This is a genomic window from Microbacterium xanthum (assembly GCF_034531355.1).
Taxonomy (GTDB): Bacteria; Actinomycetota; Actinomycetes; order Actinomycetales; family Microbacteriaceae; genus Microbacterium; species Microbacterium xanthum.
In genome coordinates this window covers 224,808-241,865 of sequence record NZ_JAWHUE010000004.1, presented here as the reverse complement: position 1 = coordinate 241,865, position 17,058 = coordinate 224,808, and the positions used below count along the sequence as shown (strand labels likewise).

Annotated in this window: 20 protein-coding genes; 7 read left to right on the top strand and 13 right to left on the bottom strand. The window is 67.9% G+C overall.

All coding sequences use genetic code 11. The annotated features are described in order from the left end of the window. The first annotated feature begins 190 nt into the window (after positions 1 to 190). The 5 genes from sufB to RZO50_RS13480 are packed head-to-tail and all read left to right on the top strand — an operon-like array spanning position 191 to position 4,273. On the top strand, positions 191 to 1,609 hold the full coding sequence (gene sufB, locus RZO50_RS13500; RefSeq protein ID WP_322600249.1) for a Fe-S cluster assembly protein SufB: 1,419 nt from the start codon (positions 191 to 193) through the stop codon (positions 1,607 to 1,609). Beyond that, complete coding sequence (gene sufD, locus RZO50_RS13495; RefSeq protein WP_322600248.1) at positions 1,610 to 2,812, top strand: Fe-S cluster assembly protein SufD; 1,203 nt, start codon at positions 1,610 to 1,612, stop codon at positions 2,810 to 2,812. After that, positions 2,809 to 3,138, top strand: a complete 330-nt coding sequence (locus tag RZO50_RS13490) for a non-heme iron oxygenase ferredoxin subunit (RefSeq protein WP_322600247.1) — start codon at positions 2,809 to 2,811, stop codon at positions 3,136 to 3,138. Before sufD ends, RZO50_RS13490 begins: the two co-directional genes overlap by 4 nt. A 13-nt stretch (positions 3,139 to 3,151) precedes the next feature. Beyond that, entirely contained in the window at positions 3,152 to 3,934 is a 783-nt protein-coding gene (sufC, locus tag RZO50_RS13485) for a Fe-S cluster assembly ATPase SufC (RefSeq protein ID WP_322600246.1), read from the top strand. 9 nt (positions 3,935 to 3,943) lie between these two features. Then, positions 3,944 to 4,273 carry a metal-sulfur cluster assembly factor gene (locus RZO50_RS13480; protein WP_322600245.1) on the top strand — a complete coding sequence of 110 codons (330 nt, stop codon included), beginning with the start codon at positions 3,944 to 3,946 and terminating at the stop codon, positions 4,271 to 4,273. Between the two features lie 51 nt (positions 4,274 to 4,324). On the opposite strand, the gene RZO50_RS13475 is transcribed toward RZO50_RS13480, so the two are convergent. The 6 genes from RZO50_RS13475 to RZO50_RS13450 all read right to left on the bottom strand — a co-directional run bounded on the left by RZO50_RS13475 (position 4,325) and on the right by RZO50_RS13450 (position 9,944). Beyond that, the gene (locus RZO50_RS13475) at positions 4,325 to 5,236 is read right to left on the bottom strand and encodes a siderophore-interacting protein (protein WP_322600244.1); all 912 of its coding nucleotides are present in this window, start codon (positions 5,234 to 5,236) and stop codon (positions 4,325 to 4,327) included. Beyond that, entirely contained in the window at positions 5,217 to 6,062 is an 846-nt protein-coding gene (locus tag RZO50_RS13470) for an ABC transporter ATP-binding protein (protein ID WP_322600243.1), read from the bottom strand. The genes RZO50_RS13475 and RZO50_RS13470 overlap by 20 nt, the downstream gene beginning before the upstream one ends. Beyond that, entirely contained in the window at positions 6,059 to 7,084 is a 1,026-nt protein-coding gene (locus tag RZO50_RS13465) for a FecCD family ABC transporter permease (protein ID WP_322600242.1), read from the bottom strand. Before RZO50_RS13465 ends, RZO50_RS13470 begins: the two co-directional genes overlap by 4 nt. After that, positions 7,081 to 8,124, bottom strand: coding sequence for a FecCD family ABC transporter permease (locus RZO50_RS13460; RefSeq protein WP_322600241.1), 1,044 nt, complete (start codon positions 8,122 to 8,124; stop codon positions 7,081 to 7,083). Before RZO50_RS13460 ends, RZO50_RS13465 begins: the two co-directional genes overlap by 4 nt. Before the next feature lie 7 nt (positions 8,125 to 8,131). Further along, entirely contained in the window at positions 8,132 to 9,166 is a 1,035-nt protein-coding gene (locus tag RZO50_RS13455; protein ID WP_322600240.1) for an iron-siderophore ABC transporter substrate-binding protein, read from the bottom strand. A gap of 142 nt (positions 9,167 to 9,308) precedes the next feature. Further along, positions 9,309 to 9,944: a biotin transporter BioY gene (locus tag RZO50_RS13450; protein ID WP_322600239.1), complete on the bottom strand. Its 636-nt coding sequence runs from the start codon at positions 9,942 to 9,944 to the stop codon at positions 9,309 to 9,311. 112 nt (positions 9,945 to 10,056) lie between these two features. Between RZO50_RS13450 and RZO50_RS13445 the strand changes: the two genes are divergently transcribed. Further along, on the top strand, positions 10,057 to 11,655 hold the full coding sequence (locus RZO50_RS13445; RefSeq protein WP_322600238.1) for an ABC-F family ATP-binding cassette domain-containing protein: 1,599 nt from the start codon (positions 10,057 to 10,059) through the stop codon (positions 11,653 to 11,655). A gap of 17 nt (positions 11,656 to 11,672) precedes the next feature. On the opposite strand, the gene RZO50_RS13440 is transcribed toward RZO50_RS13445, so the two are convergent. Genes RZO50_RS13440 through RZO50_RS13425 form a run of 4 tightly spaced genes read right to left on the bottom strand, consistent with a single transcriptional unit; the run spans position 11,673 to position 13,383 of the window. Further along, complete coding sequence (locus RZO50_RS13440; RefSeq protein WP_322600237.1) at positions 11,673 to 12,524, bottom strand: SURF1 family cytochrome oxidase biogenesis protein; 852 nt, start codon at positions 12,522 to 12,524, stop codon at positions 11,673 to 11,675. Beyond that, positions 12,521 to 12,718, bottom strand: a complete 198-nt coding sequence (locus tag RZO50_RS13435) for a hypothetical protein (RefSeq protein WP_322600236.1) — start codon at positions 12,716 to 12,718, stop codon at positions 12,521 to 12,523. The genes RZO50_RS13440 and RZO50_RS13435 overlap by 4 nt, the downstream gene beginning before the upstream one ends. Further along, positions 12,711 to 13,094: a DUF3099 domain-containing protein gene (locus RZO50_RS13430; protein ID WP_322600235.1), complete on the bottom strand. Its 384-nt coding sequence runs from the start codon at positions 13,092 to 13,094 to the stop codon at positions 12,711 to 12,713. The genes RZO50_RS13435 and RZO50_RS13430 overlap by 8 nt, the downstream gene beginning before the upstream one ends. Before the next feature lie 43 nt (positions 13,095 to 13,137). Continuing rightward, positions 13,138 to 13,383: a DUF4190 domain-containing protein gene (locus RZO50_RS13425; protein ID WP_322600234.1), complete on the bottom strand. Its 246-nt coding sequence runs from the start codon at positions 13,381 to 13,383 to the stop codon at positions 13,138 to 13,140. 260 nt (positions 13,384 to 13,643) lie between these two features. Here RZO50_RS13425 and fabG point away from each other — a divergent pair, with 260 nt between their 5' ends. Then, entirely contained in the window at positions 13,644 to 14,354 is a 711-nt protein-coding gene (fabG, locus tag RZO50_RS13420; protein ID WP_322600233.1) for a 3-oxoacyl-ACP reductase FabG, read from the top strand. 13 nt (positions 14,355 to 14,367) lie between these two features. On the opposite strand, the gene RZO50_RS13415 is transcribed toward fabG, so the two are convergent. The 3 genes from RZO50_RS13415 to RZO50_RS13405 are packed head-to-tail and all read right to left on the bottom strand — an operon-like array spanning position 14,368 to position 17,043. Next, positions 14,368 to 15,093 (bottom strand): alpha/beta fold hydrolase, encoded by a 726-nt coding sequence (locus RZO50_RS13415; RefSeq protein ID WP_322600232.1) that lies wholly within the window; start codon positions 15,091 to 15,093, stop codon positions 14,368 to 14,370. A 50-nt stretch (positions 15,094 to 15,143) separates the two neighbouring features. Beyond that, positions 15,144 to 15,779 carry a phosphoserine phosphatase SerB gene (serB, locus tag RZO50_RS13410; protein WP_322600231.1) on the bottom strand — a complete coding sequence of 212 codons (636 nt, stop codon included), beginning with the start codon at positions 15,777 to 15,779 and terminating at the stop codon, positions 15,144 to 15,146. 19 nt (positions 15,780 to 15,798) lie between these two features. Continuing rightward, entirely contained in the window at positions 15,799 to 17,043 is a 1,245-nt protein-coding gene (locus RZO50_RS13405) for a glucose-1-phosphate adenylyltransferase (protein ID WP_322600230.1), read from the bottom strand. Positions 17,044 to 17,058 lie beyond the last annotated feature (15 nt).

The window sequence follows — 17,058 nt, the reverse complement described above, 5'->3', positions numbered from 1 at the left end:
CCGTCGCTGAACCCTGTAGAATCGAGTGGTTCGGGATGCGACGCAGTCGCGTTTCGCATCACTGACAGTCTAGGCGCGCGATTGAGCGCCTGTGATCGGGCCCACCGAGCGGCATCCACCTTCGAAACTCCCGGAGGGTGTGGAATGCCGGGGCGGATGACACCGTTGCGGCCCAAGAGAGGAGTTGAGCATGTCGGATGTGCTGATCGACCGGCCCGAGCTCGATGGCCTGGGGGTGTACGAGTTCGGATGGCATGACCCGGACGTCGCCGGTGCGAGCGCCACGCGTGGCATCTCGGAGGCGGTCGTGCGTGACATATCGCGCCTGAAGAACGAACCCGAGTGGATGCTCAAAGCGCGACTCAAAGGGCACAACCTCTTCGAGCGCAAGCCGATGCCGACCTGGGGCGCCGACCTCTCCGACATCGACTTCGAGAACATCAAGTACTTCGTCCGCTCGACCGAGAAGCAGGCGCAGTCCTGGGAGGACCTCCCGGAGGACATCAAGAACACGTACGAGAAGCTCGGCATCCCGGAGGCGGAGCGTGCGCGCCTGGTCGCCGGCGTCGCTGCGCAGTACGAGTCCGAAGTCGTCTACCACCAGATCCAGGAGGATCTGGAGCGTCAGGGCGTCATCTTCATGGACACCGACACCGCACTGCGCGAGCACCCGGAGTTCTTCGAGGAGTACTTCGGCACCGTCATCCCCGCCGGTGACAACAAGTTCGCGGCGCTCAACACCGCGGTGTGGTCCGGTGGCTCGTTCGTCTACGTGCCCAAGGGCGTTCACGTCGAGATCCCTCTCCAGGCGTACTTCCGCATCAACACCGAGAACATGGGTCAGTTCGAGCGGACCCTGATCATCGCGGATGAGGATTCCTACGTCCACTACATCGAAGGCTGCACCGCCCCGATCTACAAGAGCGACTCGCTGCACTCCGCCGTCGTGGAGATCATCGTGAAGAAGAACGCACGCGTGCGATACACGACGATCCAGAACTGGTCGAACAACGTCTACAACCTCGTGACCAAGCGCGCGGTCGCGCACGAGGGCGCGACCATGGAGTGGGTCGACGGCAACATCGGGTCGAAGGTCACCATGAAGTACCCCTCGATCTTCCTGATGGGCGAGCACGCCAAGGGCGAGACGCTCTCGGTCGCCTTCGCCGGTCCCGGTCAGCACCAGGATGCCGGCGCGAAGATGATCCACATGGCGCCGTACACGCAGTCCTCCATCGTGTCGAAGTCGATCGCGCGCGGCGGCGGTCGCGCCGGATACCGCGGCGAGGTGCGGGTGGATGAGAAGGCCCACCACTCGGCGAACACGGTGCGCTGCGATGCCCTGCTCGTGGACACGATCTCGCGCTCGGACACCTACCCGGCCATCGACATCCGCGTCGATGACGTCCAGCTCGGCCACGAGGCGACCGTGTCGAAGGTGAGCGAGGAGCAGCTGTTCTATCTGCAGTCCCGTGGGCTCGAGGAAGATGAGGCGATGGCGATGATCGTGCGCGGCTTCATCGAACCGATCGCCCGCGAACTGCCCATGGAGTACGCCATGGAACTCAACAAGCTCATCGAGATGGGCATGGAAGGATCCGTCGGCTAGATGACGACCACCACCACGCAGGCGCCCGCGACGGTGCCTGGATCAGTGCCGCACTCGGACGGCGCCGGCTCGTTCGTTCCCGTTCAGACACGTTCGGAGCGCCCGACATCGTTCGACCCCGCCGATTTCGCACGACCCACGGGCCGTGAGGTGAACTGGCGCCACGCCCCGCTCGCGCGCTTGGCGCCGCTGTTCGTCGACGAGGAGACCGAGACCGGCGACCTCGCCGTCGAGTACGACGTCACCGGCGTCGAGGCTCATCTCGTCGAATCCACGGGCCATGGCGTTGCGCCCCGCGGCGAGGTGTTCCGTCCGGAGGACCTCATCAGCGCGACCGCCTGGAAGCGGTGCCCGAACGCCCTGCATCTGCGTTTCGACGCCGACGAGGAGCACGACGAACCGTTCGTGGTGTCGCTGCGTGGCACCGGAGCCGAGGGTCACGCGAACGGACACATCGTGATCGAGGCGGCCCCGAACTCCCGTGCGACGGTGGTCCTGGATCACAGCGGGTCCGCACAGTACGCCCAGAACGTCGAGATCATCGTCCGCGACGGCGCCCGACTGAAGGTCGTCAGCGTGCAGCGCTGGGACGACGACGCCGTCCACGCGGCCTCGCACCAGGCCCGTGTCGACAAGGACGCCCAGCTCACGCACGTCGTGGTCACCTTCGGCGGGTCGGTCGTGCGGGTCAACCCGTCCGTGGATCTGGCCGGATCCGGTGCCGAAGGGCGCCTGTACGGGCTCTCCTTCGCCGACTCCGGACAGCACCTCGAGAGTCAGGTCTACCTGCACCACCACGGACCGCACACCACCGGTGACGTGCTCTACAAGGGCGCGCTGCAGGGGGCGTCGGCACGGAGCGTATGGATCGGCGACGTCCTCATCGGAGCAGACGCCGTCGGCACGGACTCGTACGAGGCCAATCGCAACCTCGTGCTCACCGAGGGTGCTCGTGCGGACTCGATCCCGAACCTCGAGATCGAGACCGGCGACATCCAGGGTGCCGGTCACGCCAGCGCCACCGGGCGCTTCGACGACGAGCAGCTGTTCTACCTGCAGGCGCGGGGGATCGCCGAAGACGAAGCGCGGCGCCTCGTCGTCATCGGGTTCCTCGCGGAGATCGTGCAGAAGATAGGGATTCCCGCGCTCGAAGAGCAGCTGACCGCGGCGATCGAGCGCGAGCTCGAGGATGGTGCCGCGTGAGCGCTCAGCGCGCCTGTTCGCTCAGCGAGCTCGAGCAGGACACCGCGCATCTGGTCGAACTCGACGGCGTCCCGATCTCCGTGGTGCTCGACAGTGAGGGTGTCGTGCACGCGATCGGCGACACCTGCACCCACGGCGACATCTCCCTTTCCGAGGGATTCGTCGAGGGCGACACGCTCGAATGCTGGGCGCACGGATCGGCGTTCTCGCTGATCACCGGCAAGCCTCAGAATCTTCCGGCCTTCGAACCGGTCCCCGTCTATGTCGTCGAGATCGACGGCGATGACGTGATGATCGACCCGGCCGTGACCAAAGAAGTGAAGTGAGAAGGAACACACCATGACTGTCCTCGAGATCCGCGACCTGCATGTGACGGTCGAGACCGAGAGCGGGGCGACCCCGATCCTCAACGGCGTCACCCTGACCATCCGTACGGGTGAGACCCACGCGATCATGGGCCCCAACGGGTCCGGCAAGTCCACACTCGCGTATACGATCGCCGGGCACCCGAAGTACACCGTGACCGGCGGCACCATCACGCTGGACGGCGAGGATGTGCTCGAGATGTCGGTCGACGAGCGGGCGCGGGCGGGACTGTTCCTCGCGATGCAGTACCCCGTGGAGATCCCCGGCGTGACCGTCACCAACTTCCTCCGCACCGCCAAGACCGCGATCGACGGAGAGGCGCCTGCCATCCGGTCGTGGACGAAGGACGTGCGGGAGTCGATGACGAACCTGCGCATGGACCCGACCTTTGCCCAGCGCAACGTCAACGAGGGTTTCTCGGGAGGAGAGAAGAAGCGTCACGAGATCCTGCAGCTCGAGCTTCTTCGCCCGAAGCTCGCGGTGCTGGACGAGACGGACTCGGGACTCGACGTCGATGCGCTGAAGATCGTGTCCGAAGGAGTCAACCGCGCCAAGGAGCAGACCGACCTCGGCGTGCTCCTGATCACGCACTACACCCGCATCCTCCGATACATCCGTCCCGACCACGTGCACGTCATGGTCAAGGGCCGCATCGTCGAGGAGGGCGGTGCCGAACTGGCTGACCGTCTGGAGGACGAAGGGTACGATCGCTTCGTTCAGCAGGTCGCTGAGCCGACGGTCGACGCCGGGGCATAGAATCGTTACATGGCCGTGACGCTCACTCCCGAGAAGTTCGACGAGGTCTCGGAGGCGCTCAAGGACGTCATGGATCCCGAACTGGGGATCAATGTCGTCGACCTCGGGCTGATCTACGACCTCGCCTGGGACGACGAGAACGATGCTCTTGTGATCCATATGACCCTCACCTCCGCCGGATGCCCTCTGACGGATGTGCTCGAAGAGCAGACCGCGCAAGCGTTGGATGCTGTCGTGGACCGCTTCCGGATCAATTGGGTGTGGATGCCGCCGTGGGGTCCGGAGCGGATCACCGACGACGGGCGCGACATGATGAGAGCACTCGGGTTCGCGATCTGATCCGTCGATGTCGAATCGACGAAGGGGACATGCTCGCGCGTGTCCCCTTCGTCATACCTCGGCGCGACCGAGTCGCCAGTAGCCCATGAACGCCACTGCGCGACGATCGACCCCGCGCTCGCTGACCATGTGACGCCGAAGAGCCTTGATCCCGCTCGCCTCACCGGCCAGCCAGGCGTAGACCGCGGCGCTCTTCAGCGCCGCGCCGCCTTTGGCCGTGCGCGGGACCTCCCACAGGATCTGCGACTCGATGTCGATCTCCTCGACGTCCGCGCCTCGTCCGTCCGGCACGAGCCGACCGGCCACCTCGGTGACCATCGGCACGAGGTGCGCATGTCGCTCGCCTCCGCCTCGCGCGGCCACGCAGACGTCGAACCCGGGATGTGTCGGAAGGTAGCCGAGATCTCCGTCCTCGGGTACTTCGAGGACGACGACACCGCGGGCTGTGCGTGGGAGTTGTTCGAGAATGACCGCGATCGCCGGAGCGGCGGTCTCGTCCCCGGCGAGCAGGATGTCATCGACACGGGCGGGCGGTACGAAGTCGATTCCGTAGCTGACGCCCTCGTGTGCCGACGTCGGGGCGAAGATCAGGACCTCGTCCCCCGGGCGGGCACGCTCGATCCACGCGGATGCCGGCCCTCGTACGTCGTGCGCCACCATGTCGACATCCACCTCGCGGTCCGCATGTCGGACCGCTCGTGTCGTGTAGGTGCGGAACGGGGGCCGCTTGTCCTCCGGGAGCGCACGCCACGCGCTGAACCAGTCCGGCCCGGTGGGCATCGCGTCGAGACCGACGGTGGGGGTCGGAAAGACGATCTTGATGCGTTGGTCCCAGCCGGTGTCACCGTACTGGTCGAAGTCGACCGCGGTGAAGGTGAACCGACGAAAGCTCGGTGTCAGGTCGGTGACCGTCGAGACGGTGGCGCGGAAGAATCGGGATGCCTCACGCGTCTGCGCGCTCATGCGGGTGTCCTCTCGTGGGGTCCGGGGTCGTCGCGTGATGACGCCCGCGCGGAAGGACCAGCGGGGTGCCCGAGACGGGATCGGTGATCACGAGCGCGTCGAGGTCGAAGACCTGCCGGATCATCTGGTCGGTCATCGTCGTGGTCGGGTCTCCTTCTGCCACGATGCGTCCGGCTCGGAGTGCGATGATGTGGTCGGCATACCGCGCGGCGAGGTTCATGTCGTGGAGAACCATGACGATCGTGCGGCCGAGCCGGTTCAGATCGGTCAGCAGGTCGAGCACCTCCACCTGGTGAGAAAGATCCAGGAACGTCGTGGGCTCGTCGAGCAGGAGGATGTCGGTCTCCTGGGCGAGTGCCATGGCGATCCACACGCGTTGGCGCTGTCCGCCGGAGAGTTCGTCGACCGCGCGATCGGCCAACTCGGTGGTCCCGGTGGCCGCGAGGGCATCAGCGATCACGGCGTAGTCGTGGGCGCCTAATCGAGCAAAGGGCTTCTGATGGGGGTGGCGGCCGCGAGCGACGAGATCGCCGACGGCGATGCCTTCCGGTGCAGTGGGGTTCTGCGGGAGCAGAGCGATGGTGCGGGCGACGTGTTTGGACGGGAGGGAACGGATGCCCTCCCCGTTGAGGAGGACCTCGCCGCGCCGCGGGGTCATCAGCCGCGCGAGAGCGCGCAGGAGCGTCGACTTGCCGCAGCCGTTGGCGCCGATGATGGCCGTCATCCTTCCCGGCGGGATCGTCACGCCGAGGCCGTCGATGATGCGACGGTCGCCGTACGCGAGGGAGAGGTCGCGTGCGGAGAGCACGTCGGGCGGTACGGTCACAGCGAACCTCCGGAGCGGTTGGTCCTGATCAGCAGGTAGACGAGGTAGGGCGCCCCCAGCACGCCGGTGACGACGCCGACGGGGAAGCGGGTGCCGAGGAGATACTGCGCGACGAGGTCCGACACCATCACGAGGATCGCCCCCACCAGGCCCGCGGGCAGGCGCAGCCCACCGGCCGGACCGACCAGTCGGGCGGCGATCGGACCGGACATGAAGGCGACGAAGGCGATGGGACCTGCGGCCGCGGTCGCGAACGCGAGGAGTGCAACCGCACAGACGATCACGAGGATCCTGGTGCGATCGACGCGGACCCCCAACCCGGCGGCGGAGTCGTCGCCGAGCCGCAGGAGATCCAGCGAGCGACCCTGCAACGCCAACACCGGCACGAGGATCGCGAAGGCGAGGGCGAGAGGGACGACCGACTCCCAGGTGGCGCCGTTGAGGCTTCCGGTGAGCCACTGCATCGCGGTGGCCAGCGACCACGCGGGGGCCTGCGAGAGCACCCACGTGACGACGCTGTTCATCATCGCGGCGACGCCGATGCCGATGAGGATCAGGCGGGTCCCGGTGAAACCGTCCTTGATCGAGAGCATGTACACCGCGACTGCGGTGGCGACGGCGCCACCCAGGGCGAGCAGCGAGACGGCCATGCCGCCGAGGCCGAGGATCACGATGCCGAAGACCGCCGCTGCGCTCGCACCGGTGGAGATGCCGATGATGTCGGGAGAGGCGAGCGGGTTGCGGAGCAGGGTCTGGAAGGTGACACCGGCGATTCCGAAGGCGCATCCGGTCAACAGGCCCATCACCGCGCGCGGGAGGCGCAACTCGCCCACCGTGAAGGACGCCCCCGCGACGCTGTCGCCGAGGATCACGCGGATCACCTCGAGCGGTCCGTAGAACGTGCCGCCGACCATCAGCGACAGGGCGAACACCGCGGTCGCGAGACCCGCGAGGATGAGAACCGCGCGGCGGTGGGTGCACAGACGGGCGCGGCGCCCGGCGATCACGCGCTGACCGCTCACAGCTGCCTCACCCGATGGCGACGGACGATCCAGATGAAGACAGGGGCGCCGATCAGCGCGGTGACGATGCCGACCTCGATCTCTTCGGGGCGCGCGATCAGTCGTCCGACCACGTCGGCCGCGACGAGCAGGCAGGAGCCGAGGACGGCGGCGAAGGGGAGGAGCCACCGATGGTCGGACCCGACCAGGAAACGGCACAGATGCGGGATGACCAGCCCGACGAAGGCGATCGGGCCGGCCACCGCCGTCGCGGCGCCGCAGAGGATCACGGCGCCGGCGGAGGCGATCAGCCGCGTGCGGCCGACGTTCTCGCCGAGGCCTGCGGCCAGGTCGTCTCCCAGCGCGAGGGAGTTCATGCCGCGCGCGGTGGCGATCACCACGAGCGCGCCGAGTGCGAGAACGGGGGACACGACGCCGATCCGGTCCCACGTGGCACCGCCGACGCCGCCGATCTGCCAGAAGCGGAAGGACTCCATGACGTCGGTGCGAGGAAGCAGGACGGCGCTGGTGAGCGACGCGAAGGCCGCCGATATCGCGGCTCCGGCCAGGGCGAGCTTCAACGGCGTGGCGCCGCCGCGGCCCAGGGATCCGACGGCGTAGACGAACACGGCCGCGATGCTCGCCCCGATGGTCGCGACGGTGATGACGGAGTACGGGGCGGCCAGACCGAAGTACGCCAATCCGATGACGACCGCGAGAGCTGCTCCGCCGGAGACGCCGAGGATACCCGGGTCGGCCAGCGGATTCCGAGTGACGGCCTGCATCGCGGCGCCGGAGAGCGCCAGCGCGGCGCCGATCAGGACGGCGAGGACGGTGCGGGGGAGGCGGGTGACGACGGCGGCTTCGGAAACGGTCTGCGCCGGTCCGGAGAAGGCGGCGATGATGTCCTCGAGTGTGACCGTTCGTACCCCGAATGCGAGTGAACTGCCGCAGAGCAGGAGCAGGGCGAGGAGCGAAAGGGTCAACCACGTCGCGCGCGAGCGCACCGGACGCCGCAAGGTGGCGGCATCCGGTGTGCTCGTCGCTGTGGCGCTGGTCACCGGTACGTCAGTCGAGGGCGCCCGCGAGAAGGGCGAAGTACTCGTCGATGCCCCATCCGATCGACAGCGGCGACGGGTTGGCGGACGCGGCAAGCGGGGTGGAGTTCTCGAGGATCGCCACCTGCCCCGCCGCGATGGCGGGGATCTGCGACAGGAGCGGGTCGCCCTGCATCTGCCCGATGATGGCCCCGTCGGCCTCGCCGTAGGTCACGAAGATGTCGACGTCTTCGAAGCGGTCGGCCTGCTCGGCCGAGATACTCGTGTAGAACTGGTCGCTTCCTTCGGACTCCGCCACGACGACATCGGGGACGGGCACGCCGAGATCGGCGAGAAAGCCCGGACGTGTGTCGAGGGTCGTGTAGAAGCCGATCTGGCTGAAGTCGCTCGGGTCGATGTAGGAGAACAGCACCGACGACGCGGCGAGGTCAGGGTGCTCGGCGAGTGCGGCGTCTACCTGGGCGTGCAGATCGTCGATGAGCTCGTCACCCTCGGCTGAGAGGCCCAGTGCGGCGGAATTCATCCGGATCATGTCCTCGTACGAGGTGGCCCAGGCGATCTCGGGGTATGCCACGACGGGCGCGATCTTGCTCAGCGTGTCGTAGTCCTCCTGGGTGAGTCCGGAGTAGGCCGCAAGGATCACATCGGGGTTCGTGTCCGCGATCGCTTCGAAGTCGAAACCGTCGGTCTCGTCGAACAGGACAGGGGTCTGTGCGCCGAGCTCCTCGAGCTGCTCCTCCACCCACGGGAGCACGCCGTCTCCGTCGTCATCTCCCCACGTCGCCTTCGCCATCCCCACCGGGACGACACCCAGGGCCAGCGGCACCTCATGATTCGACCAGGCCACCGTTGCGACGCGCTCGGGAGCGCCCTCGATCACCGTCTCTCCATACGCATGCTCGATCGTGACGGGAAACCCGTTCTCGTTCGATGCGCCTGAGGGGGTCGATTCGTCGGCGGAGTCGGCGCATCCGGCAAGCGACAGACCGAGAACGGCGGCGGTGGTGGCGGCGACGGCGAGGCGCGCACGGGGGGAGTGGGGCACAATTCCTCCTGGTTGATTAGGGCAGCCTAACTTTACCTGAGGTTGTCCCGTGGTGCGACATGGCGTGCTCTCGCGACATGAAGAAGGGCGGCATCCCCGGTCGGGGATGCCGCCCTCGTCGAATCAGGACGGAGTTCGGCGGTCAGTCGCGCGAGGTGTCCACCCGGCGCACGAGAGCCCACGCGGCGGGAATGAGGGCCGCGGCGATGGCCGCCTTGACGATTCCCCCGATGATGAAGGGGAAAAGGCCCGCCTCGAGGAGCTGCCAGACCGACAGTTCGAGGCCGAGGACGCCGTTGAGGATCAGGGCCATGTAGGGGATGCCGACGACGAAGGGCACGGCGCTCGCGGCGACGAACCCGACGAAGGCGAGCCACGGCTTGCGGTCCCAGGCGCGCTCGGCGAACCAGCCGGCGACGAAAGCGGCGCCGATGAAGCCGAGGATGAAGCCGAAACTCGGCTTGGCGATCGCGGCGATCGATCCGGTGAAGTCGGCGAAGACCGGAAGCCCCGCCAGCCCGATCAGCATGTACGTGGCCAGGGCCAGTGCGCCGCGGCGGGCGCCGAGCGCGGCACCGACGACGACGACGGCGAGCGTTTGCCCGGTGATCGGGACGGGCCACAACGGAATGGACACCTGGGCGAGCACCGCGACGGCCGCGGCGCCGGCCAGCACGAGTGCGGCGTCGGTGGCGAGCGTCCGCGCGCGGCCGTCCGGGCGCGCGATGACGTCCGCGAGGACACGGCGACGAGTGGGGGACGGGGCTGCGATGGTCATGGCGCTCCTTCGGATCTGGTGCCCGGCGGCGTTCGGGCCGTCCCGACTTATACTAGGAGGCTGGCCGTCGGCCTCGCTTGTTCCCCTGTCACCAACGAAACGGACCATCGCTGTGCTTGCCGTGCACGACCTCGAGATTCGCGTGGGCGCGCGCGTTCTCATGTCCGAGGTCTCCTTCCGCGTGTCCGACGGCGACAAGATCGGTCTGGTGGGGCGCAACGGTGCGGGGAAGACGACGCTGACCAAGGTGCTCGCCGGCGATGTGCTCCCCGCGGACGGACGGGTCGACCGGTCGGGAGAACTGGGATATCTGCCTCAGGATCCGCGTTCCGGCGACCCGGAGATGCTCGCCCGGACGCGCATCCTCGATGCCCGCGGCCTGGGAACACTGGCGATCGGGATGCGCGACGCATCGGAGGCCATGGGTTCCGACGACGCGGACGTCGCCGCGCGGGCGATGCGGAAATACGCCAACCTCACCGAGCGATTCGAGGCGTTGGGCGGCTACGCCGCGGAAGCGGAAGCCGCCTCGATCGCGCACAACCTCTCGCTGCCCGACCGCATCCTCGATCAGCCGCTGAAGACGCTCTCGGGCGGCCAGCGCCGCCGCATCGAGCTCGCTCGCATCCTCTTCTCCGACGCGCAGACGATGATCCTCGACGAGCCGACCAACCACCTCGACGCCGACAGCGTCGTGTGGCTGCGTGAGTTTCTCAAGACGTACAAGGGCGGGTTGATCGTCATCAGTCACGATGTCGAACTCGTCGGGGAGACGGTCAATCGGGTGTTCTACCTCGACGCCAACCGCCAGGTGATCGACATCTACAACATGAACTGGAAGAACTACCTGCGACAGCGGGTAGCCGACGAGGAGCGACGCAAGAAGGAGCGCGCGAACGCCGAGAAGAAGGCGACCGCGCTGCAGCAGCAGGCGGCGAAGTTCGGTGCGAAGGCGTCGAAGGCGGCCGCCGCGCACCAGATGCTGGCCCGTGCGGACAAGCTGCTGTCGGGTCTGGACGACGTCCGTCAGGAGGACCGCGTCGCCAAGCTGCGTTTCCCGAAGCCGGCGGCCTGCGGGAAAACACCGATCACCGCGTCGAATCTGTCCAAGTCGTATGGGTCGCTGGAGATCTTCACCGATGTCGATCTCGCGATCGACCGCGGTTCGAAGGTCGTCGTCCTCGGACTCAACGGAGCCGGCAAGACGACCCTCTTGCGCATCCTCGCCGGCGTCGATGCCCCCGACACCGGAGGCGTCGAGCCCGGGCACGGCCTGAAGATCGGATACTACGCCCAGGAGCACGAGAACCTCGATGTCTCTCGGTCGGTGCTGGAGAACATGATGTCGGCCGCGCCCGACATCAACGCGACCGAGGCGCGAAAGGTGTTGGGCTCCTTCCTGTTCACCGGTGACGACGTCCTCAAACCCGCGGGCGTTCTCTCGGGCGGAGAGAAGACGCGCCTGTCGCTGGCGACACTCGTCGTCTCGAGCGCGAACGTCCTCCTCCTGGACGAGCCCACCAACAACCTGGACCCGGCGTCGCGCGAGGAGATCCTCGGTGCGCTGGCCCACTACGAAGGGGCCGTGGTGCTGGTCTCGCACGATGAGGGCGCCGTCGAGGCGTTGAATCCCGAGCGCGTGCTGATCCTCCCCGATGGCGTCGAGGACATCTGGGGGCGCGACTACATCGACCTGATCACGCTGGCGTGATCGCTGTTGCGCCCTGATCAGCCGAGGGCGTCGACCAGCGCGTCTTCCGCGTCGGCATCGCGGTCGCGGAGGCGGCCTCGCGTGCGCTCCGGCGTGACCCGCGTCGTGTCGTCGTCCTCGTCGTCCTCGCGGCGCGCGCGCACTTCGGTGCGGATCATGTAGCCGATGAAGACGAACCCCATGATCGCGAAGAGGATCCATTGGATCGCGTAGGACAGGTGCGGGCCCGGGTCTTCGGAGGGGTCGTCCAGCGCGCCGAGTTCGGTCACCGGCGCCGGATTCTCGCTCACCAGCGCCCCGTATGCGCTTTGTTCGACGCGGTCGCCGTCCGACACGACGCTTGCGACGAGCGGAAGGTTGATGGTCGGGATCTGTCCGTCATCCAGCGACTGCCCGCTGGAGGTGAGCGGCTCTCCCGGCCGCAACCGCACGGTGATCTCGACCGCGCCCTCGGGCGCGCCGGCGATGTCATCGGGCTCGCGCGTGCTCTCACCCGGAGGAACCCATCCGCGATCGACGATGAGGATGCGGCCATCATCGAGTTGGAAGGGAACGAGGACTTCGAAGGCGGCGGTCCCGCCGTGCGGACGGTTCCGCACGAGCAGCTGCTCATCGACGAGATAGCGACCGGTCTCGGTCACCGGATGCCACTCGTCCTCGGGGTCGAATTCCATGCCCTCGGGGATGAGGGTGCTCAGCGTGACGGGAGCGGCGTCGTAGTTTCGCTCGACCAGGGCCAGTTCGGTGGCGCGTGACGCGTTGCGTTCGAATTGCCAGTGCGACAGGAATGCGCAGGCAATGGCGAACACGATCGCGATCGCCGCGTACCCCGACCAGCGGACGGCGGCCGGTGCGGGACGACGGGTCACGAGGCGACCGCGAGCATCGTGACCTCGACGGGGAAGTCGCGGGCGGCGAGGAAGTCGCGCAGGTAGTCCCTGTGCGTGTCGCACGCGACCCAGGTCTTGCGGCGCTCCGGGGTGTGGATGCGCGGGTTGCGCCAGTCGATGCGCCACCGGGCGTCGTCGCGGCACCCCGCCCGGGAGCACGGGGTCTCAGCCATCGGGATCCTCCCGCGGCGCGGGCGACTCGTGGATGCGGATGATCATGGGATGAGGGTCCTCCGTGCCCTGCGCCTCGTCGGACGGGGACGGGTGGGGATCCGCCGCGGCGGGCAGGGCGCGTTCGGGGCTCTCGACGGACGTGTCGCTCACATCCGAGTCGACGTTGGCGAACACGACGGCGATGTACGGCAGGAAGATCGCGGCGGCGCCGAAGACCCACGTCCACCATCCGTAGGGGGTGACGAGCACCATGAGCGCGAAGCACAGCACACGGATGCCCATCGTCACCAGATAGGTGCGGGTGCGCGAGTCCGCTCCTTCGCGCGGTGCGCGGGGGAGCGAGGTCGCCGACGGCGTGTGCTGGCTGTTCTTCACGGTCACTCCAGCGTACGCCCGTGCGGGGCCGAGGAGCCCGGGGTCAGCTGTACGAGGTCTGCGCCACGGCGGTGAGCAGGAATCCCCAGAACAGCAGCAGGACGATCACCCCGAGTACCGCGAGTCCGACGCCGATGTACCCGGCGATGAGCCCGCCCAGCGCCAAGCCGCGCCCTTGCTCCCCGGTGCGACCGATCTGCGACAGCGCCAGGTGGCCGGTGATGACGCCGGCCACGGAGCCGAGGAACGGGAGGACGACGAAGGCGCTGATGGAGGCGATGAGCGACACGATCGCGAGAGTGTTCGTGCGGGGGCCGGCGGGGTAGGCCGGGGCGTATCCGCTCGGCGGGGCGCCCGGTGCCGGCGGGGGGTATGCGCCCGCGGCGGGCGGGGGATATGCGCCGGGGGGAACGGATTCCCCGGTGGGACCGGGCTGTGTCATCGGCTGGCCTCTCTCGTTGCCTGTCCAGCGTGGCAGTGCGTGAAAGGGGTGTCAATCGCGCCCGCTAGGCTGTGTGCGGCCCGTCCCGCGTTCCGAAGGAGCCCCGTATGTCCTCTGACCATGTCGTCCTCGTCACCGGCGGAAACCGCGGCATCGGACGAGCGATCGCGGAGCGCTTCGTCGCCGAGGGCTATCGTGTCGCCGTCACCGCGCGAAGCGGCGAGGGGCCTGATGGTGCGCTCACCGTCCGCGCGGACGTGACCGACGCGGCGGCCGTGGACGCCGCCTTCTCCGAGGTCGAGGCCACGCTCGGCCCCGTGGACATCGTGGTGGCGAACGCGGGCATCACGCGGGACACGCTGCTCATGCGCATGAGCGAGGATGACTTCGACGACGTGGTGTCGACGAACCTCGGCGGATCCTTCCGCGTCGTCAAGCGCGCCTCGAAGGGCATGCTGAAGAAGCGCTGGGGGCGCGTCATCCTGATCTCCAGCGTCGTGGGGCTGTTGGGGTCGGCCGGTCAGATCAACTACAGCGCGTCCAAGAGCGGCCTCATCGGGTTCGCCCGTTCCCTCACCCGTGAGCTGGGTGGCCGAGGCATCACGGCGAACGTCGTGGCGCCCGGTTTCATCGAAACGGATATGACCGCGGAGCTTCCCGAGCAGACGCAGGCCGACTACAAGAAGAGCATCCCGGCCGGTCGCTTCGCCTCACCGGATGAGGTCGCCGGGGTCGTCTCGTGGATCGCGTCGGATGCGGCCGCCTACATCTCCGGTGCGGTGATCCCGGTCGACGGCGGCCTGGGCATGGGGCACTGAGCCCCGGCGCGCGTCACCGCAGCTCGGGCGTGGCGGCGACGGCCTCCGCCAAGGCCTGACCCGTCGCCGCCGGGGCGGAGAATTGCGGCCAGTGTCCGCCGGGTTCACCCTCGGCGTGGAGAGCGACCACGCGAAGGTCCTGGACCGCGGCGAGCTCGGCCGCCCATGGCGCCGGGTCCGACGCGAACGAGCGGATCACCGCCGCCGGTACCGTTCCGCTCACGATCGTGAGCGGAATCCCGTGGCGGCGTTCATCGTGAAGGTGAAGTGGATCGGTCGGCACCCGAGCGGGGACCGCGCCGGTGCGGCCCTGCACGCGGTCGCGGACCGCAGGGGAGATGTCGGCGACGTCTTCGTCATCGAAGAAGTCCCATCCCGGGAAGGGAACGACGCCGTCGAGGACGGGGAACTCCGCGATCGATGCGCCCGGCGCGGGTGGGAAGGTGTCGAGCAGGATGACGTGGGCCACGAGCGCCGGGCGTCGATCGGCGGCGGCGTACACGACGTTTCCGCCGGCACTGTGACCGACCAGGACCACGGGAGCCGACGCAGCGTCGATCTCGGCGACGACAGCCTCGACCCACTCGTCCATCCCGATGTGAGCGGTTTCGGTCTCCGAGCCGCCCGTCCCGGGCATGGTCAGCGCTCGCACATGATGTCCGGCGGCATCCAGTGCCGCACGTGCGTCATTCCATGACGAGGCATCGAGCCAGAGCCCGGGGACGAGAAGGACGTGCATGGATGCGACGCTAGCGCTCGGCGGTGACATCCGACAGGGCACGGCGGATGTCAGGGCAGAAGTGCGATCGCCTCGCGAAGGTCGACTCGTCCGATCACGACGTCCGCCTTCATCCGCACCGCCGGTTTGGCGTTGAAGGCGACGCCGAGCCCGGCCGCCGCCATCATGTCGAGGTCGTTCGCGCCGTCGCCGATCGCCAGGGTCGCGGTGAGGGGGATCTCCAGGTCGTGTGCCCATGACCGGAGGGACGCGGCCTTCGCCGCGGCGTCGACGATCTCGCCGGACACCTCGCCCGTGAGGACGCCGTCGCGCTGCTCGAGGCGATTGGCGCGCCACCGATCGACGCCGAGCGCGGGTGCGACGATGTCGAGGACCTCGTGGAATCCGCCCGAGACGACCGCGGCGATGCCGCCGCGCGCGTGGATCTCGTCGATGAACTCGCGCACCCCCGGCGTCGGTTCGATCCGGTCCACGACTCTTTCGAACGCCGTTGTCGGCACCCCGGCGAGAGCCGCGACACGGCGACGCAGCGACTCGGCGAAATCGACCTCGCCGCGCATGGCGGCCTCGGTGGCGTCGGCGACCTCCGCCCGCCGCCCCGCTTCCTCGGCGAGGAGTTCGATCACCTCGTTGCGGATCAGGGTGGAATCGGCGTCGAGCACGACGAGGAAGGTGGAGGAGTGCACTCCTCCACGCTAGCGGCGCTCAGACCTCGACGTGCACGCCCTTGCCGACGATGGTGATGCCGGATTCGGTGACGGTGAAGCCGCGGGCCAGGTCGCGTTCCCGGTCGACGCCGATCGTCGCTCCGTCGGCGAGCACGACGTTCTTGTCCAAGATCGCGCGGTGGATGCGCGCGCCCTGCCCCACCTTCACGTGATCGAACAGGACGGCGTCCGTGATGGTCGAGCCTCCGCCGGCCAGCGTCCACGGCCCGACCACACTCCGTTCGATGTGGGTGCCCGACAGGACCGAACCCAGCGAGACGATCGAATCGATGGCGTTGCCGATGCGCCCCACGGAGTCGCGGACGAACTTCGCCGGCGGCGAGTTGACGGTCTGCGAGTGGATGGGCCACTCGGTGTTGTAGAGGTTGAAGATCGGAAGCGTCGAGATCAGATCCCGGTGGGCGTCGAAGAAGGAGTCGATCGTTCCGACGTCCCGCCAGTAATACCGGTCGCGGTCGGTCGAGCCGGGAACGTCGTTGCGCTTCATGTCGTACACCCCCGCTTCGCCGCGGCCGACGAAGTAGGGCACGATGTCGCCGCCCATGTCGTGGTTGGACGTCGGGATCTCCCCGTCGGCCTCCACCGCTTCGATGAGGGCGTCGGTGTCGAAGATGTAGTTGCCCATCGAGGCGAGAACCTCACCCGGCGAGTCGGACAGCCCGACCGGATTGTGCGGCTTCTCCAGGAACTCGCGGATGCGCGTGGGATCGTCGGGTTCGACGTCGATGACGCCGAACTGGTCGGCCAGTCCGATGGGCTGCCGGATGCCGGCGACGGTGGCGCGCGCCCCCGATTCGACGTGCGCGGCCAGCATCTGCTGGAAATCCATGCGGTACACGTGGTCGGCGCCGATGACGACGACGATGTCGGGCTTCTCGTCGTTGATCAGGTTGAGGCTCTGCAGGATGGCGTCGGCCGAGCCCGAGAACCACCGCTTTCCCAGCCGCTGCTGCGCGGGGACGCTCGCCACGTACGAGCCCAGCAGGGCCGACATCCGCCAGGTCTGCGAGATGTGACGGTCGAGGCTGTGGGACTTGTACTGGGTCAGAACGACGATCTGCCGCAGGTCCGAGTTCAACAGGTTCGAGATCGCGAAGTCGATCAGTCGGTACTGACCGCCGAACGGGACCGCGGGTTTGGCCCGGTCCGCGGTGAGAGGCATGAGTCGTTTGCCCTCGCCTCCGGCGAGGATGATTCCGAAGACCTTCGGCGTCCGTGGCATGGCTCCACCCTAGGG

Bases quoted from the DNA above. Each gene is read 5' to 3' on its own strand.
- sufB (WP_322600249.1), top strand. From the start codon at position 191: ATGTCGGATGTGCTGATCGACCGGCCCGAGCTCGATGGCCTGGGGGTG.
- sufD (WP_322600248.1), top strand. From the start codon at position 1,610: ATGACGACCACCACCACGCAGGCGCCCGCGACGGTGCCTGGATCAGTG.
- sufC (WP_322600246.1), top strand. From the start codon at position 3,152: ATGACTGTCCTCGAGATCCGCGACCTGCATGTGACGGTCGAGACCGAG.
- RZO50_RS13480 (WP_322600245.1), top strand. From the start codon at position 3,944: ATGGCCGTGACGCTCACTCCCGAGAAGTTCGACGAGGTCTCGGAGGCG.
- RZO50_RS13475 (WP_322600244.1), bottom strand. From the start codon at position 5,236: ATGAGCGCGCAGACGCGTGAGGCATCCCGATTCTTCCGCGCCACCGTC.
- RZO50_RS13450 (WP_322600239.1), bottom strand. From the start codon at position 9,944: ATGACCATCGCAGCCCCGTCCCCCACTCGTCGCCGTGTCCTCGCGGAC.
- RZO50_RS13435 (WP_322600236.1), bottom strand. From the start codon at position 12,718: ATGGCTGAGACCCCGTGCTCCCGGGCGGGGTGCCGCGACGACGCCCGG.
- fabG (WP_322600233.1), top strand. From the start codon at position 13,644: ATGTCCTCTGACCATGTCGTCCTCGTCACCGGCGGAAACCGCGGCATC.
- RZO50_RS13415 (WP_322600232.1), bottom strand. From the start codon at position 15,093: ATGCACGTCCTTCTCGTCCCCGGGCTCTGGCTCGATGCCTCGTCATGG.
- RZO50_RS13405 (WP_322600230.1), bottom strand. From the start codon at position 17,043: ATGCCACGGACGCCGAAGGTCTTCGGAATCATCCTCGCCGGAGGCGAG.